The sequence below is a fragment of the Bifidobacterium sp. ESL0822 genome (assembly GCF_052606675.1).
Window position 1 is genome coordinate 935,828 of the sequence record NZ_CP199596.1, and the last position, 16,229, is coordinate 952,056.

13 protein-coding genes are annotated in these 16,229 nt (G+C 62.3%); 4 read left to right on the forward strand and 9 right to left on the reverse strand.

The window, feature by feature from the left end; genetic code table 11:
* Positions 1-12 precede the first annotated feature (12 nt).
* From dnaE to ACUIAF_RS03890, 9 genes are all read right to left on the reverse strand, one after another.
* Entirely contained in the window at positions 13-3,570 is a 3,558-nt protein-coding gene (gene dnaE, locus ACUIAF_RS03850; protein WP_445339071.1) for a DNA polymerase III subunit alpha, read from the reverse strand.
* Between the two features lie 43 nt (positions 3,571-3,613).
* A complete protein-coding gene (locus tag ACUIAF_RS03855) occupies positions 3,614-4,543 on the reverse strand; it encodes an RluA family pseudouridine synthase (RefSeq protein WP_445339072.1) in 930 nt (309 codons plus the stop codon).
* The gene (locus ACUIAF_RS03860; protein WP_033510974.1) at positions 4,540-5,070 is read right to left on the reverse strand and encodes a signal peptidase II; all 531 of its coding nucleotides are present in this window, start codon (positions 5,068-5,070) and stop codon (positions 4,540-4,542) included. The genes ACUIAF_RS03855 and ACUIAF_RS03860 overlap by 4 nt, the downstream gene beginning before the upstream one ends.
* A 12-nt stretch (positions 5,071-5,082) precedes the next feature.
* Positions 5,083-6,390, reverse strand: a complete 1,308-nt coding sequence (locus ACUIAF_RS03865; RefSeq protein WP_110416950.1) for a DivIVA domain-containing protein — start codon at positions 6,388-6,390, stop codon at positions 5,083-5,085.
* A gap of 91 nt (positions 6,391-6,481) precedes the next feature.
* On the reverse strand, positions 6,482-6,766 hold the full coding sequence (locus ACUIAF_RS03870; RefSeq protein ID WP_110416949.1) for a YggT family protein: 285 nt from the start codon (positions 6,764-6,766) through the stop codon (positions 6,482-6,484).
* A 41-nt stretch (positions 6,767-6,807) separates the two neighbouring features.
* Positions 6,808-7,275, reverse strand: a complete 468-nt coding sequence (locus ACUIAF_RS03875; protein ID WP_110416948.1) for a cell division protein SepF — start codon at positions 7,273-7,275, stop codon at positions 6,808-6,810.
* Between the two features lie 18 nt (positions 7,276-7,293).
* Positions 7,294-8,472 carry a cell division protein FtsZ gene (ftsZ, locus tag ACUIAF_RS03880; protein WP_445339073.1) on the reverse strand — a complete coding sequence of 393 codons (1,179 nt, stop codon included), beginning with the start codon at positions 8,470-8,472 and terminating at the stop codon, positions 7,294-7,296.
* A gap of 228 nt (positions 8,473-8,700) precedes the next feature.
* Positions 8,701-9,855 carry a tRNA dihydrouridine synthase DusB gene (gene dusB / locus ACUIAF_RS03885; RefSeq protein WP_445339074.1) on the reverse strand — a complete coding sequence of 385 codons (1,155 nt, stop codon included), beginning with the start codon at positions 9,853-9,855 and terminating at the stop codon, positions 8,701-8,703.
* Positions 9,856-9,865: 10 nt separating this feature from the next.
* Positions 9,866-11,383: a glycine--tRNA ligase gene (locus ACUIAF_RS03890; protein WP_015021532.1), complete on the reverse strand. Its 1,518-nt coding sequence runs from the start codon at positions 11,381-11,383 to the stop codon at positions 9,866-9,868.
* 196 nt (positions 11,384-11,579) lie between these two features.
* Here ACUIAF_RS03890 and ACUIAF_RS03895 point away from each other — a divergent pair, with 196 nt between their 5' ends.
* The 4 genes from ACUIAF_RS03895 to ACUIAF_RS03910 all read left to right on the forward strand — a co-directional run bounded on the left by ACUIAF_RS03895 (position 11,580) and on the right by ACUIAF_RS03910 (position 16,184).
* A complete protein-coding gene (locus ACUIAF_RS03895; protein WP_015021531.1) occupies positions 11,580-11,915 on the forward strand; it encodes an MTH1187 family thiamine-binding protein in 336 nt (111 codons plus the stop codon).
* A 61-nt stretch (positions 11,916-11,976) separates the two neighbouring features.
* Positions 11,977-13,050 carry a LacI family DNA-binding transcriptional regulator gene (locus ACUIAF_RS03900; protein WP_445339075.1) on the forward strand — a complete coding sequence of 358 codons (1,074 nt, stop codon included), beginning with the start codon at positions 11,977-11,979 and terminating at the stop codon, positions 13,048-13,050.
* Positions 13,051-13,317: 267 nt separating this feature from the next.
* On the forward strand, positions 13,318-14,610 hold the full coding sequence (locus ACUIAF_RS03905) for an MFS transporter (RefSeq protein WP_445339076.1): 1,293 nt from the start codon (positions 13,318-13,320) through the stop codon (positions 14,608-14,610).
* A gap of 50 nt (positions 14,611-14,660) precedes the next feature.
* Positions 14,661-16,184: a glycoside hydrolase family 32 protein gene (locus ACUIAF_RS03910; protein WP_445339077.1), complete on the forward strand. Its 1,524-nt coding sequence runs from the start codon at positions 14,661-14,663 to the stop codon at positions 16,182-16,184.
* The last annotated feature ends 45 nt before the right edge of the window (positions 16,185-16,229 follow it).

The following is a 16,229-nucleotide window of genomic DNA, read 5'->3' on the forward strand; positions in this document are numbered from 1 at the left end:
TCCGGGCGCGTCCTAGGCCGACGGCAGGCAGGAGGGGCCGAAGACCGACTTGATCTCGGCCATCATGGAGGTGTCGTGCCTGGTGCGGAATCCGTCGCCAAAGGTCAGCAGACACACGTTCCCGCGGTCGTCGGTGACGGCCAAACGGACCTGGCAGTAGCCGGGGTGGGACTTGAGTATCCGGGCCAGCCGCTCCATGTGCCCCCTATCCAGGGCCTGCCTGGGCAGGGTGATGGTCAGTGGCCGCTCGTCCGCCGACTCCAGGACAGGCACCTCCATATCGTTGACGCGGATGTTGGTGACCTCGTCCCGCAGCTCGACCACTCCCCTCACCCGGATGACCGAGTCCAGGACCAGGTCGTCGGCGTGGGCGTCGTAGACCTTGCCGAAGAACATGCACTGGATGGAGCTCTCCAGGTCCTCGATGGTGACGATGGCCCAGGGATTGCCCTTCTTGGAGACCCGGCGGTCCACGGCGGTGACCAGTCCCGCCAGGGTCACAGCCTTGCCGTCCATACCCTTGGACCGGTTGAGCAGCTGGGCGATGGACATGTCGCGCATGCCGGCCAGAACCGAGGTCATGCCGCTCAGTGGATGGTCGGACACATACAGGCCCAGCATCTGCCGCTCGAAGTTGAGTTTGGTAGACTTGTCCCACTCGTCGATGTCGGGCACGGTCACCTGGGCATCGCCCAAGGCATCCTGCTGGGGTTCATCGTCATCGGCGTCGGCGAAGAGGTCGAACTGGCCCTCGGCCTGCTTGCGTTTGATGGGCATGACCTGGTCGACTGCCTCGTCGTGGATCTGGAAGAGGGCCCTCCGGTTGGGGTCGATGCCGTCGAAGGCACCACCCTTGATCAGGGATTCCACGGTTCGCTTGTTGAGCACCTCCATAGGCACCCTCTTGACGAAGTCCATGAAGTTGACGTACTTACCCCGGGGCCCCTGGCGCTCCTTGATGATGTCCGCCACCACCTTGTCGCCCACATTGCGAATGGCTCCCAGGCCGAAGCGGACCACGTCGCCGACAGCGGAGTACTCGGCAACGGACTCGTTGATGTCAGGCGCCAGGATGCGGATGCCCATCCTCCTGGCCTCGCCCAGATAGAGGGCTGTCTTGTCCTTGTTGGTCCGCTCGTTCTGCAGCAGGGCGGCCATGAACTCCACTGGATAGTGGGTCTTGAGATAAGCGGTCCAATATGCGATCAGAGCATAGGCCGCGGAGTGCGCCTTGTTGAAGGCGTAGCCGGAGAAGGGCACCAGGACATCCCAGACCGCCCGGGCCGCCTCCTGGGAGTAGCCGTGCTCCTTCATACCCTCGAAGAAGGGAACCTGCTCCTTGGCCAGGACGTCAGGCTTCTTCTTGCCCATGGCCCTTCGCAGCACATCGGCTCGACCCAGGGAGTAGCCGGCCAGAATTCGGGCTGCGGACTGGACCTGCTCCTGGTAGACGATCAGGCCGTAGGTCTCATCGAGCACGCCCGCCAGGGGCTTGGCCACCTCCGGATGGATGGGCTCGATCTTCTGCAGCCCGTTCTTGCGCTTGGCATAGTTGATGTGCGAGTTCATATCCATGGGCCCCGGCCTGTAGAGGGCGATCAGGGCGGAGATGTCGTTGAAGTTATCGGGCTTGAGCATGCGCAGCAGGGATCGCATGCCGTCACCATCGAGCTGGAAGACGCCCAGGGTGTCGCCCCGGGACAGCAGCTGGTAGGTCTCCTTGTCGTCCAGGGGGACCTTCTCGATGCTGATGGGCTCCTTGCCGTTGCGCTTGATATTGGTGACCGTGTCCCTGATGACCGTGAGGTTGGACAGCCCCAGGAAGTCCATCTTGACCAGCCCCAGGGTTTCGCAGGTGTGGTACTCGAAGGTCGTGGTCACTGTGCCGTCGGTGCGCTCCATCAAGGGCGAGGTATTGGTGATGGGGTTGGAGGCCATGATGGTGGCGCAGGCGTGCACACCGGTCTGGCGGATGATGCCCTCGATGCCCTTGGCCTCCTCGGTGATCCGCTTGACATCCGGGTTGGACTCGTACAGGTCGCGGAACTCCTTGGCCTCCGGATAGCGCTTGGACTGGGGATCGAAGATCTCCTTGAGGCTCATGTCCTTGCCGTTGACCGTAGGCGGCAGGGCCTTGGTCACCTGGTCGCCCACGGAGTACTCGTAGTCCATGATCCTGGCGGAGTCCTTGAGGGCCTGCTTGGTCTTGATGGTGCCATAGGTCACGCACTGGGCTACCTTGTCTGAACCGTACTTGCGGCCCACGTAGTCCAGGACCTTCATGCGCCCCTCCGGGTCGAAGTCCACGTCGATATCGGGCAGGGAGACGCGCTCGGGGTTGAGGAAGCGTTCGAAGATCAGGCCGTGCTTGAGCGGGTCCAGCTCGGTGATGCCCATGGCATAGGCCACCATGGATCCTGCCGCCGATCCACGGCCCGGCCCCACCATGATCCCGTGGTTCTTGGCCCAGTTGATGTAATCGGCCACCACCAAAAAGTATCCGGTGAACTGCATCTGGCAGATGACCCCGCACTCGTAGTCGGCCTGGTGGGAGACCTCCTCGGGCACCCCGTCCGGGTAGCGGTTCTTCAGCCCCTCGTCCACCTTCTTCAGGAAGAGGGAGGTCTCGTCCCAACCCTCCGGGCAGTCGAACCGGGGCATGAAGGCCCCGTCCTCATGGTCGTCGAACATGACGTTGCATCGTTCCGCGATCTCCAGGGTGTTGTCGCAGGCTTCGGGGAACTCCTTGAAAATCTCGCGCATCTCCTGGGCGGAGCGGATGTAGTAGCCGCTACCGTCGAACTTGAAGCGACCGGGGTCGGTCAGTCGGGATCCCGAGTTGATGCAGAGCAGGGCATCCTGGGCCGAGGCGTCCTCCTTGCGCACATAGTGCGAGTCGTTGGTGGCCACCAGGGGGGCATCCAGACGATGGGCGATCTCCAGCAAATCCTTGGTCACCCGATGCTCGATCTCCAGCCCGTGGTCCATCAGCTCCACGTAGTAGTTCTCCTTGCCGAAGATGTCCTGGAACTCCCCGGCGGCCCGCAGGGCTTCATCGAACTGGCCCAGCCTCAGCCTTGTCTGGACGATGCCCGAGGGACAGCCGGTGGTGGCGATGACCCCCTTGTGGTAGGTGGACAGCAGATCCTTGTCCATGCGGGGCCACTTGCCGACCAGGCCCTCCAGGTTGGCCACCGAGGAGGCCTTGATCAGGTTGACCAGGCCCGTGTCGTCGCTGGCCCAAAGGGTCATGTGGGTGATGAAGCCGCCGCCGGAGACATCGTCGGAACGCTGCTCGTCGGTTCCCCAGTGGACCCGGCTCTTGTCCTGGCGGGCCGTCTCTGGGGTCACGTAGGCCTCGATGCCGATGATGGGCTTGATGTCGGCATCCACGGCCGTGCGCCAAAGCTCATAGGCCCCGTGCATGTTGCCGTGGTCGGTAATGGCCACGGCAGGCTGCCCCAGCCGTCCCACCTCGGCAACCAGGTCGGGGATCCTGCTGGCCCCGTCCAGGGTGGAATAGTGGGTGTGGGTGTGAAGGTGAACGAAGTCTGACCGGGTTGAGGACATATCTCCAACTTACCCAGGCCCCTGGCCGAATCGCTGGAGTCCGCTAGCTGCGTATACCAGTGGCGCTCTGACGCTCGATCTGCAGGGATCTGCGCAGATCAGCGGGGTAGGAGGAGACCACCTTGGTCCAGATCTTGGTTCGGGGATGGCGGAATTCCAGCCGCATGGCGTGCAACCACTGCCGCTTCAGGCCCAGCCTGTCCGCCAGGTCGGGGTTGGCCCCATACATGTGATCGCCCACCAGGGGATGGCCTATGGAGGAGAAGTGCACGCGTATCTGATGGGTGCGCCCGGTCTCCAGATTGACGCTGACCAGTGTGGCCGATCCGAAGCGTTCCAGCACATCCCAGTGGGTGATGGCCTCCTTGCCTGCAGGCGTGACCGTGAAGCGGAAGTCCGAGACCCGGGCCCGGCCGATGGGGGCTTCGATGGTGGCCTTGTCCTCGGTCAGATTGCCCTGGACCAGGGCGTGGTAGATCTTGACCACCTCATGCCGGGCGAACTGCCGGCGCATCTCCTTGTAGGCCAGGTCGGACTTGCAGACCAGCATGAGGCCGCTGGTGCCCGCGTCCAGTCGGGAGACTATGCCCTGACGGCCCTGGGCCCCCATGGAGGTGATGTGGGTGCCCCGCTGCAGGAGGCTGCCCAGAACGGTTGGGCCGGTCCAGCCTATGGAGGGATGTGCCGCCACCCCTACTGGCTTGTCGACGATGACCACGTCCTCATCCTCGTAGACCACAGGCATGTCCTCGGCCACCGGCTCCACCTGTCTGGCTTGCTCAGGCTCGTCCAGCTCAATCAGATCGCCGCTCATCAGGGTGGTGGCCTTGTTCACACGACGGCCCATGATCCGCACATGGCCCTGGGCCACCAGATCGCTGGCCTTGGCCCTGGACAGGCCCAGCATCTTGGACAGGGCCATGTCCAGGCGCCGACCCACCAGGGCATCCGGCGCAGGAAGAAGCCGGGTCACTTGGCTGCTCCCCCATGTTCTTGTATCGTGGACTGTTCAGTAAACCTCACATTGCAGACGAGGAGCACCACTACGGCCACGCCTGCCAAGGTCAGATAGACGTCGGCCACATTGCCCACTGACCAGCCGTAGTCCAGAAAGTCGACCACGGCTCCATCGAGGAAGCGCGAAGCATAGGCCACTCGGTCGATCAGATTGCCTGCCGCCCCGGAGAAGGCCAGGGAAAGAACCAAAGTCCAGGCCATGGAGGTGGTGCGCAGAGCCAGAACAATGATGAGCAGACAGGCTGCCAGGGCAATCAGGGATATGACCCAGGTACTCCCGGACCCCAATCCAAGCGAGGCCCCGGGGTTGCGTACCAGTCGCAGTCCACGCAGTGGCCCGGGCAGAGCCACCCTGACACCGCTGCCCAGCCGAGCCAGGGCCAGGGCCTTGGTCACCTGGTCCAGGGCGATGGCCACTGCCGCCAGAGCGACGAAGACGGCCACGCGCCCGCGCAGCCGTCTCATAAATGTGTTCTTCGTCATTACCTTATGGAATCAGTGGGCCTGTTCGGACTTCTTTTCCATGGACTGGTAATTGCTGGTGTCCGAAATCTGGTTGATCAGCTGGTTGAGGAACTCGGTCAGCTTGCTCCGGTAGCCCGCCTCGAACTGCTTGAGTCCCTGGATGTTCTCCTCAAGAACCTTGGACTGATCCATGAGCTTGTTCTTGACATCGGCGGCATAACGATCCGCGCTGTCACGGGTGTTCTTGTCGTACTCCTGCGCCCGGGTCTGCACCTGGGTCTCGTACTCATCAGCCTGGTTGTGCTGGCGCTTGGAATAGGCGTCGGCATCGGAACGGGTCTTGACGGAGTACTCGTCGGCCTGGGAGCGTACGCGCTGTGAGTAGCCATCAGCCTCGGAGTGCACGCGCTTGGAGTACTCGTCCACCTCGGCGCGGGTCCTCTTGGAGTAGTCCTCCGCCTTCTTGACGATGTCGTCATGCTGGGCGTGTCCCTCGGCCACCAGCTGGGAAGCGTTGGCCTTGCCCTTGTCTACGTACTGGTCGTGCAGCTGCATGGCCAGAGTGAGCATGGCAGTGGCCCTCTCGGGCTCGCTGCTCGCCTCGGCACCGGCCCCCGCGATCCGCTGCAGACTGCCCGTTTCGGTGGAGGGCTCGGCCTTGGAGACCTGCTCACGCAGCTGCTCCTCGCGCTTGCGGGACTCCTCCAGCTGCTTGTTCAGCTGCTCGGTGCGCTGCTGCTGTTCCTGAGAGACCTTCTGTGCCTGGGTAATCTGCTGGCGGGCCGTGGCCATGCTCTGTTGTGAGGCATTGAGCTGGTTGGTCAGCGCCTGGACCTGCTGGCGGGCCTGGTCGCGCTCCTTTTGCATGGCCGTCAATTGGTTGGTCAGCGCCTGGGTGTTGTTGCCCGCAGCGGCCTGGGCGGTTAGCTGGTCAATCTGCGAGTTCAGCTGCTCGACCTGACGCTTGAGCTGGTCGTTCTGGGAGGCCAGGGTCTTGACCTGACTCTGGGACTCTGCCAGAAGTCGCTTGGTCTGGGCATCCACGGCCGGTTGCTGGGCCGCAGCCGATCCCTGGGCCTGCTTCAGGTCCCGATTCTCCGTCTGCAGGGATTCCACCTGAGCCGTCAAGTCGGAAATCTTTGAGTTCAGTGAGGCCACATCGGTACCCAGGGACTGGGTGGAAGCGGCGTTGCCTTGCATGGCCTGCTTGCCCAGGGCCTCAACCGTATCGGTGACCTGATCCAGGAAGTCGTCGACCTCGTCGACGTCGTAGCCTTCCTTAAACCGCACTGTCTGGAAGGTATGCTCCCTTATGTCATTAGGCGTCAATAGAGCCATATGTTTCTCCACCTCGCTTCAGGCCAACCAGCCCGATTGTGTTCTCTTACTGCATGCTAGCACGGAGTCTGCCGTATCCGCGGTCTTGTCTCTACCCCAGGAGCACCTGGATAATGATCAGGGCGGCGTAGAGGACCATGAAGGAGACGTCGAGCTGAATCCTGCCCATGGGCAGGGGCGGGATGTACCGGCGCAGCCAGCGCAGGGGCGGTTCAGTCAGGGCATAGATCACCCGAATGAGCGAGGCCACGAAGCCACGGGGGTACCAGCGGGGCGACAGAACCAAGACCCAGTCCAGGATCATCCGCACGAAGAGGATGAGCAGGTAGGTCTCAATGCAGATGTCTATCAGGTATCGAAGAAAAGGAACAAGCATGCGTCTTTAGGCTCCTGCGGACACGGCTGCCAGGGCGTCGGTCACTGGGCGAAAAGCCCCTTGGCCGAGGAGCCCGACTCGGGCTCCTCCACCTTGATGTTGACCTGGGCAGGGCTGAGCAGGAAGACCCTGGGGGTGACCCGTTCGATGGACCCACGTACCCCGAAGACCACGCCGGCGGAAAAATCGACGATCCTGTATGCAACCGACTCGGACACGCCAGTCAGGTTGAGAACCACCGGCACCCCGTCTCGCAGGGCCCGGCCGACCATCTGGGCATCCTCATAGGACTTGGGATGGATGGTGGTGATGCGGTTGATCCGGCTCTGGAAGGGCGTGGACTCGGTCTCTTGGCTGCTGGACGTGGATTGCGGAGCCATGGGAGTCACAGAGTGATCGGTGTCAAAGCCATCTCGGGCCTCGTCATCGTCGGCCAGGTCCTCGTCATCGTCGTCCACGACGTCCGACATGCCGAAAAAGGACATTGCGTTCTTCATCAATCCTGCCATACCTGCTCCTTCGCCTGATTACCGCAGAAAGTCAGGGATATCCAGATATCCCGGGTCGGAGGTGCCGTCGTCGCCGGAGGCGGGGGGCACTACATCATGTTCGGAGGTCTCATCGGACTCCGACTCCGCCTGAGCGGACGGGTTCGTCAGCGGCTGCTGGGGCTCCTGGATCGGAGTGGCCACCGTCGGAGCGGTAGTCGAGTCCGCTGCAGGGGCTGGAGTCTCGTCCTTCTTTGGGGTGGGATCGAATCCTGCTGCGATGACCGTAACCCGCACTTCGTCCCCGTAAGCGTCGTCCAAGGCCAGTCCCCAGATGATCTGCGCCTCGGGATGGATGGCATCCTGAACCAGCTGGGCGGCGGCGGAGGCCTCCTGCATGCTCAGGTCTGTGGGGCCGGCCACGTTGATCAGGGCTCCATGGGCACCCTCGATGCTCTCCTCCAGGAGCGGAGAGGAGATGGCGATTTCGGCGGCCTGGGTGGCTCGATCCTCGCCCCTGGCTGCGCCGATGCCGAAGAGGGCGGTCCCGGCATCCTTCAGGATGGCAGTGACATCGGAGAAGTCCACATGAATGTAGGAGTTCATGGTAATCAGATCGGTGATGCCCTGAACGCCGGCCAACAGGGCCGTGTCGGCGGTCTTGAAGGCATCCATGACCGAGACCGTGCGATCAGAGAGATCCAGAAGCCGGTCATTAGGGATAACGATAAGGGCATCGACCTCCTTGCGCAGGTTCTCGATGCCCGATTCGGCGGAGGCGGATCGCCTGGGCCCCTCAAAAGTGAACGGCCGGGTGACCACGGCGATGGTGAGTGCGCCTTGCTGACGGGCCGAGCGCGCCACTAGCGGGCTGGCACCGGTACCTGTGCCGCCACCCTCCCCTGCAGTGACGAAGACCATATCGGCGCCCTTGAGAACCTCTTCAATGTCGGACTGATGGTCCTGGGCGGCCTTGGCACCCTTCTCCGGATCGGCTCCGGCTCCCAGGCCGCGGCTGTTGGCATCAGAAAGGGAGATCTTCACATCGGCTTCTGAGCGCAGGAGATCCTTGGCATCGGTATTGATGGCCACAAATTCGACATTCTGCAGACCCTCGGCGATCATGCGATTGACAGCATTGCCACCGGCTCCACCAACACCAACAACCTTGATGTTGGTCTTGTCATTGAAATTGTCATTCTGGGCAATCTCGCTCACAGTATGCTCCCGTCACTCACGTTACGCTTAACTCTAGCGCAGGTCATATACGCCAACACGCATTTGCCCACAGGCGTTCCGACCCTCCCTGACGGCCGTGGGCCCAGGGCCCGGGAGGTCAGAGCCAACCGCCCTGGCCTCCAAGAACCTCCACGCCGTTCTGTCCGTATTCTAAACCCTGATTCTAGACCCGGATGCGCATGGTTGGTGACGGGATCATTTCCGGCTTCAGTAGGAGGCATCCATGGGGTCGTTACCGAAGAGCGTCTCGCGCTCCTGATGTGTGGTGGTCCGCGAATCCAGCCAGCCATAGGGCAGGCGGACCTTCTTGGCATACCGTACCCGACCCCGGGGCTTGCCGGCCACGGCCCGCGGATATGGCATGTCCTGGTCAAGGTCGGCGATGCAGTGGTCCAGCTCCTCCAGGCTCTCGCAGGACATGAAATCGCGGCGCACCTGGCCGCCCACGGCGAAGCCCTTGAGATACCAGGCCACATGCTTGCGCATATCGTGGATGGCCATGCGCTCGTCGCCGTCGTAGAACTCGACCAGGAGCCGGGCATGGCGGGCCATGATGGCACCCACCTGGCCCAGAGTGGGCTCCTGCCGTTCCGGCGAGCCGGCCAGGGCCGCGGCGATGTCGGCAAAGAGCCAGGGACGGCCCTGGCAGCCCCGACCGATGGCCACGCCTGCGCAGCCGGTCTGGGCGAACATGTCCAAGGCATCCTCGGCGGTCCAGATGTCGCCATTGCCGAAGACGGGGATGTCCACGGCCTGAACCAGCTCGGCGATACGGTCCCAGTCGGCATGGCCGCCGTAGTACTCAGCCGTGGTCCTGGCATGCAGGGTGATGGCGGCACACCCCTCCTCCTGGGCGATGTGGGCCGCCTCCAGGAAGGTCTCGTGCTGATGGTCGATGCCCACACGGATCTTTGCGGTGACGGGGATTCCGGCAGGCGAACAGACGGCGACCACCCGATGGACCAGTTCGGAGAAGAGGTCGGTCTTCCAGGGCAGGGCGGATCCGCCGCCATGTCTGGTGACCTTGGGAACCGGGCAGCCGAAGTTCATGTCGATATGATCGACCCAGCCCGCATCAACCACCATCCGGGTGGCCTGCTCCATGATCTGAGGGTCCACACCGTACAGCTGCAGGGAACGCACCTTCTCCTTGGGTGCGAAGCGGCAGAGCCGGAAGGCCTTGGGGTTGCGCGCCACCAGGGCTCGGGCCGTCACCATCTCCCCAACATACAGTCCGTCTGGTCCATACTCACGGCAGAGCAGGCGGAAAGGCCAGTTGGTCACGCCAGCCATGGGCGAAAGCATGACCGGTACGGGCACGGTTATCGGGCCCAACTGCACCGGAGCAACCTTCGGGGTCAAGCGATCAGTCTCAGTACCGGCCACCGGCCTCGGCCACCTTGATGGGTTCGCTCTCGTCCGTGCCCGGCTCGCTGGCCAGATCCGTGTAACCGTCGGCGGCGCGCGCGCCGGTCAGGTCGGACGGGCCCATGGGGTAACGCACCCGCTGCTCGCCGACGACCCGGCGCACATAGTCCTCCACCTGGTCCAGGGCCACCCGGTCCTGCTGCATGGAGTCGCGGTTGCGGATGGTAACCGCCTTGTCGTCCAAGGTATCAAAGTCCACGGTGATGCACAGGGGCGTACCGATTTCGTCCTGACGACGGTAGCGGCGGCCGATGGCCCCGGACTCGTCGTAGTCCACCATCCACTCGTTCTGGCGAAGGTCCGCGGCCAGGTCGTGGGCGACCCGCCGCAGATCGGGCTTCTTGGACAGGGGCAGGACGGCAGCCTTGACCGGAGCCAGCCTTGGGTCCAGACGCAGCACGGTGCGCCGGTCGACCCCGCCCTTGGTGTTGGGGGCCTCGTCCACGTCATAGGCATCCACCAGGAAGGCCATCAGCGAGCGCGTCAGACCGGCGGCAGGCTCGATCACGTAGGGGATGTAGCGTTCCCCGCTGGCCTGGTCGAAGTAGCTCAGATCCTCACCCGAGTGTTCGGCATGGGCCTTGAGGTCGTAATCGGTGCGGTTGGCCACGCCCTCCAGCTCGCCCCACTCGGAACCCTGGAAGCCGAACCGGTACTCGATGTCCACGGTCCGCTTGGAATAGTGGGCCAGCTTCTCCTTGGGGTGCTCGTAGTGTCGCAGGTTCTCGGGCTTGACGCCCAGGTCCACGTACCAACGGGTCCTGGCGTCGATCCAATACTGATGCCATTCCTCATCGGTGCCGGGGTGGACGAAGAACTCCATCTCCATCTGCTCGAACTCGCGGGTACGGAAGATGAAATTGCCTGGCGTTATCTCGTTGCGGAAGCTCTTGCCCATGTTGGCGATGCCGAAGGGGGGCTTGGAGCGGGAGGAGGCCATGACCGACTTGAAGTCCACGAAGATGCCCTGGGCGGTCTCGGGACGCAGGTAGTGCAGGCTCTTCTCGTCCTGGACGGGTCCCAGGTGGGTCTGCAGCATCATATTGAAGTCGCGCGGCTCGGTCCACTGACCCTTGGTGCCGCAGTCCGGGCAGGGGATGTCCTTGAGGCCGTTTTCCGGATCATGGCCGTGCTTCTCGACGTAGGCCTCCTCCAGGGTGTCGGCCCGGTGCCGCTTGTGGCAGTTCAGGCACTCGATCAGGGGGTCGTTGAATACGGAGACATGGCCTGAGGCCTCCCAGACAGCCGTGGGCAGGATGACCGAGGTGTCCACGCCGACCACGTCGTCGCGGGTGACCACCATGGTCCGCCACCACTCACGCTTAATGTTGTCTTTGAGGGCCACGCCCAGGGGACCATAATCCCAGGCCGAGCGCGTCCCGCCGTAGATCTCCCCTGCGGGAAAAACGAACCCTCGGCGCTTGGCCAGGGAGATGACCTCATCCAGTTTCGATACTGCCACTGATCACACCTTCTGCTCGGGAGCCCCTGCCGGGGCATACGACCTGATGACCGGACTCCAGCATACCTTCGGCGGGTGACCTGCTGTCAGCGCAGAGGCCTACCATCGAGGCATGAGCGGGAGGCCGCGCAGGTGACCGCTGGGGACACCGGGCATCCTGCCTACGAACACCAATCGATGCGGAAAGGTTCCCGATATGCCCGACATGAATGACCCATCCTATCTAAACACCGTAGCCGAAGTCACTATTGCACCTTCTGGTCAGGGTGAGGAACTGTCCACCTATGTGGCCCAGGTCATCAAGGTCATCAGGGATTCGGGACTGCCCAACCAGACCAACGCCATGAGCACCGTTGTCGAGGGGGATCTGCATCGGGTCATGGAGGTCGTGGAAGAGGCTACACGGGTCCTGGCCGAGCAGGGGTATCGGACCGGGGTCAGTCTCAGGCTGGACATCCGTCCCGGCAAGCGGGATCAGATCCACGAGAAGGTGGAGCGGGTCAACCGGATCCTGGGCGGGGAGAACCGCTGAAAGCCCACTCTCACTGAAGATCGGCCGGGCTGAAATCGCCTGAGTAGGTTAAGGTGTGCCCATGATCACGATGAAGCAGATCGCCGAGCGCACAGGCGTATCCGTCTCCACGGTCTCACTGGTGCTCAACGGCCGCGACAAGGGCAGGGTCAAGTCGGAAACCGCCCGAAAGGTGCGCAGCACAGCCAAGACCCTGGGCTACCGGCCCAATCCCATGGCAAGGTCACTGCGTACCAGCAAGACCGGCATGCTGGGCTTCATCAGCGAAGAGGTAGCCACCACACCATATGCAGGCGCCATCATTCAGGGCGCGCAGGATGCGGCAGCCGAGCGCGGATATGTGCTTCTCACCGTCTCCACAGATGGAAGCGTCCGGGAATCCGAACAGATCCAGGCTTTGAAGCGCTATGGGGTGGACGGCTTCCTCTTCGCCAAGATGTACAACCAGAATGTCGACCTGCCCCAGGATCTGCGCTCCTGCCCTACCGTGGTGGTCAACGCGGTAGAGCGGGCAGACCGTTGCCCCAGCATCGCCCCCGACGAGTTTCTGGTCGGCTACGATGCCACCCGCCATCTGATCGAATCAGGCTGCCGCCGAGTGGCCTATCTGGGCACCACACAGGATCTGCCCGCGCAGGAAGACAGAATGCGAGGGTATCAGGCCGCCCTCAAGGAAGCCGGGTTACCTGCAAGTCAGGCCTTGATCCGACTGGTGGGCTTCAACCAGGAGGCCATGGACCAGGTAGATGATCTGATGGACGACCAGCACCCCGATGGCGTCTTCTGCTTCAATGATTCGCGTTCTTTCTACCTCTACCAGGCCGCCGCCGCCCGCCATCTAATCATCGGCAAGGATCTGAACCTGGTAGGCGTGGACAACCACCAGGTCGTAGCCGAAACCACGGCACCCCCCTTGACCACTGTCGAACTGCCCCACTACGAGATGGGCTTCTGGGCAGTGCGGCGACTGCTGGCACAAATCAACCCCCGTCGCATTGCTCTGCCACTGCCCAAAACCCGTGCCGTCCTGCCGCCGCTCGATCAAGCTGGCGGGGTGCGCATCCACTGCGCTCTGATCCGCAAGGGTTCCACCCGCCTCGATGCAGCCTCGGACCCGAACCCGGCCAACCGCTAAGCCAGAATCACACTTCCCTCACCCCTCTCACCGTCGCAAGATGGTGAACCAAGGTCGCATACTGGCGGGCTTCGCACCAATCTACAATCGGTCAGCATCCCCGGCTGGTTGCTTATCGTGCACAGGTTCACACAGCAATTGTCAATCGTTTGACGTAAATCGATTGACGGTCTACTATACCTACCAGGATTCGCTCTGCACACAGTAAGTGCATCGGACCTTAAGGCACTGCGGAGAAGCGGTGCGTGACAAGGAGAGAGGGGCAACATGGCCGCCAAATCATCAGCATGGAGGAATCCATCATATTTGGAATCCTCCACCGGAATATTCTTCTTCTTCTGCGCCTGGGGCATCTGGTGGTCCTTCTACTCGCCCTGGCTGACCAACGGCCTCGGTATGACCAACGCCCAGGTCGGCAACATCTACTCCATCAACTCCTTGGGCACACTGATAATAATGTTTGTCTACGGGGTCATCCAGGACGAGCTGGGGGTAAAGCGTAGGCTCGCCATCTTCATCGCGGCCATTGCGGCGTTGGTCGGACCTTTCGTGCAGTTCGTCTACGCCCCCCTCATGCATTCCAACCTGATCCTGGGCGCGGTACTCGGTTCAGTCGTTCTATCCGCAGGTTTCATGTCGGGTTGCTCCCTGATCGAGGCCATCACCGAGCGGTACAGCCGTAAATTCGGATTCGAATACGGTCAGTCCCGCGCCTGGGGTTCCTTCGGCTACGCCATTGTGGCTCTGATTGCCGGGTTTACTTTCAACGTCAACCCGATGATCAACTTCTGGCTGGGATCCGCCTTCGGCGCTTGCATGCTCCTGGTCTACGCCTTCTGGATCCCCAATGAGCAGCGCGAGGAAATCAAGCGGGAGTCCACCCCCGAGGGCGAAAAGTCCCAGCCCTCCCTGCGCGACATGATCCACGTCCTGGGCATGCCCGCCCTGTGGCTCCTGATCGTCTTCGTGGTCTTCACCAACACCTTCTACACCGTCTTCGACCAACAGATGTTCCCCAACTACTATGCCAGTCTCTTCCCCACCCCGGAACAGGGCCACGAGGTCTATGGCATCCTCAACTCCTTCCAAGTGTTTCTGGAATCGGCCATGATGGGCGTGGTTCCGGTCATCATGCGCAAGATCGGCGTGCGCAACTCCCTCTTGTTGGGGGCTACGGTCATGTTCGCCAGGATTGGCCTGTGCGGTTTCTTCCACGACCCGGTCATGGTCTCCATCGTCAAGCTCTTCCACTCCATCGAGGTCCCGCTCTTCAGCCTGCCGGCCTTCCGCTACTTCACCCTGCACTTCAACCCCAAGCTGTCCGCCACCCTTTACATGGTGGGCTTCCAGATCGCCTCCCAGGTCGGCCAGGTGGCCATGTCCACCCCGCTGGGCATCCTCCACGACCGGGTCGGCGATCGGATCACCTTCTACACCATCTCATTGGTGGTGCTGATCGCCCTGATCTACGGCATCTTCGTGCTCAAGCGCGACGACCAACAGGTTGACGGCGATCCTTTCATCAGGGACTCTCAAAAAAACGCCGTAACCCAGGGCTGATCCCCACATCAGCCATCATCAGCACCCATCCAACCGGAAAGGATTCAAGGATGAACCAGCCAACAAACAAGGAGAATGCCGATATGAGCGCTCAGCTGGACAAGGCCCAGAAGAGCATCGATCGGCTCTTCGCCACCCGCAATGACCGCTGGTATCCCCAGTGCCACATAGCATCCAAAGCCGGATGGATCAACGACCCCAATGGCCTGAGCTACTACAAGGGTCGCTATCATGCCTATTTCCAGCTCAACCCCTATGGGAGCGAGTGGGGAAACATGCACTGGGGGCATGTGTCCAGCGCCGACCTGGTCACCTGGAGGCGCGAGCCCCTGGCCATGGCGCCCACCCTGGAGGTCGAGAAGGACGGGGTTTTCTCCGGATCGGCCGTGGTGGGCGACGACGGCCGCCTGACCATCTACTACACCGGTCACCGCTGGCGCAATGGGGTCAACGAAGATGACGGCAATCTTCAGGAGCAGTGCATGGCTGTCTCCTCAGACGGCATCCACTTCGAAAAGAAGGGGGTCGTAGTCCCCTGCCCCGACGACAAGATCCTGCACTTCCGCGATCCCAAGGTGTGGAAGATGGGCGGGCTCTGGTACATGGTCTTCGGGGTCAGCACACCTGCCCATCGGGGCGAGATCTGGATGTATACCTCCAATGACATGGAGCACTGGAACTTTGACCGGGCGATTTACCGGCACCCCGACCCTGAGGTCTTCATGCTGGAGTGCCCCGACATGTTCCCCTTGGAGGACAAGTGGGTGATCTGCTATTCGGCAATGGGCCTGAAGCCCCACGGATTCGAAGCTCGCAACCACAACAATGCCGGCTACGTGATCGGCAGCTGGCAGCCCGGCGGCGACTTCCATCAGGAGACAGAGTTCCACCTCTGGGATGACGGCCATAACTTCTATGCCCCTCAGACCTTCCAGGCCCCTGACGGCCGTCGGCTGGTCTTCGGATGGATGAGCCCCTTCACCGAGCCCATCCCCATGCAGGAGGATGGCTGGTGCGGCCAGTTCACGGTGCCCCGCGAGGTCACCCTGGCCGGCGATCACCTGCGCTGCCTACCGGTGCGTGAGTTCTCCAGCCTGGACCAGGACCGGCAGGACTTCGGTGCCATCGAACTGGAGGTCAACGGCAGCCGGGATCTGGTGGAGGATGCGCAGACCGCCGACATCAATCTTGAGATCGATCTGAACAAGTCCCAGGCCGAACGCATCGGTCTGGAGATCCACAGGACGCAATCCGGCGACCATACACTGGTCTGCTATGACGACCAGCTGGGCCGCGTGGTGCTTGACCGCCACTGCAACACCTACGGGGACCGAGGTTACCGTACGGCTCCCGTCGACCAGTCCTCGGGCAAGCTCAAGCTGCGCATCATCGTAGACCGGGGCTCGATCGAGGTCGTCGTCAACGACGGCCTGGAGATCATGTCCTCCTACTCCTTCCCCGCCGAAGGGCCGCGCGGCATCCGCCTGATTGCCGAATCCGGCGAAGGCAAGGCCCTGATAGATTCCCTCTCCATCGCCAGGCTGGGCACCATCTGGGAGCAGCCGGATCGCTGATCTCACTCCCATAGCCGGCATAGAAGAGGCCCGCCCCCTGAAATC

What these genes read in the sequence shown, in the direction of transcription:
- dnaE (WP_445339071.1), bottom strand. Translation starts at nt 3,570, where the DNA reads ATGTCCTCAACCCGGTCAGACTTCGTTCACCTTCACACCCACACCCAC.
- ACUIAF_RS03860 (WP_033510974.1), bottom strand. Translation starts at nt 5,070, where the DNA reads ATGACGAAGAACACATTTATGAGACGGCTGCGCGGGCGCGTGGCCGTC.
- ACUIAF_RS03865 (WP_110416950.1), bottom strand. Translation starts at nt 6,390, where the DNA reads ATGGCTCTATTGACGCCTAATGACATAAGGGAGCATACCTTCCAGACA.
- ACUIAF_RS03870 (WP_110416949.1), bottom strand. Translation starts at nt 6,766, where the DNA reads ATGCTTGTTCCTTTTCTTCGATACCTGATAGACATCTGCATTGAGACC.
- ACUIAF_RS03875 (WP_110416948.1), bottom strand. Translation starts at nt 7,275, where the DNA reads ATGGCAGGATTGATGAAGAACGCAATGTCCTTTTTCGGCATGTCGGAC.
- ACUIAF_RS03895 (WP_015021531.1), top strand. Translation starts at nt 11,580, where the DNA reads ATGCCCGACATGAATGACCCATCCTATCTAAACACCGTAGCCGAAGTC.
- ACUIAF_RS03900 (WP_445339075.1), top strand. Translation starts at nt 11,977, where the DNA reads ATGATCACGATGAAGCAGATCGCCGAGCGCACAGGCGTATCCGTCTCC.
- ACUIAF_RS03905 (WP_445339076.1), top strand. Translation starts at nt 13,318, where the DNA reads ATGGCCGCCAAATCATCAGCATGGAGGAATCCATCATATTTGGAATCC.
- ACUIAF_RS03910 (WP_445339077.1), top strand. Translation starts at nt 14,661, where the DNA reads ATGAACCAGCCAACAAACAAGGAGAATGCCGATATGAGCGCTCAGCTG.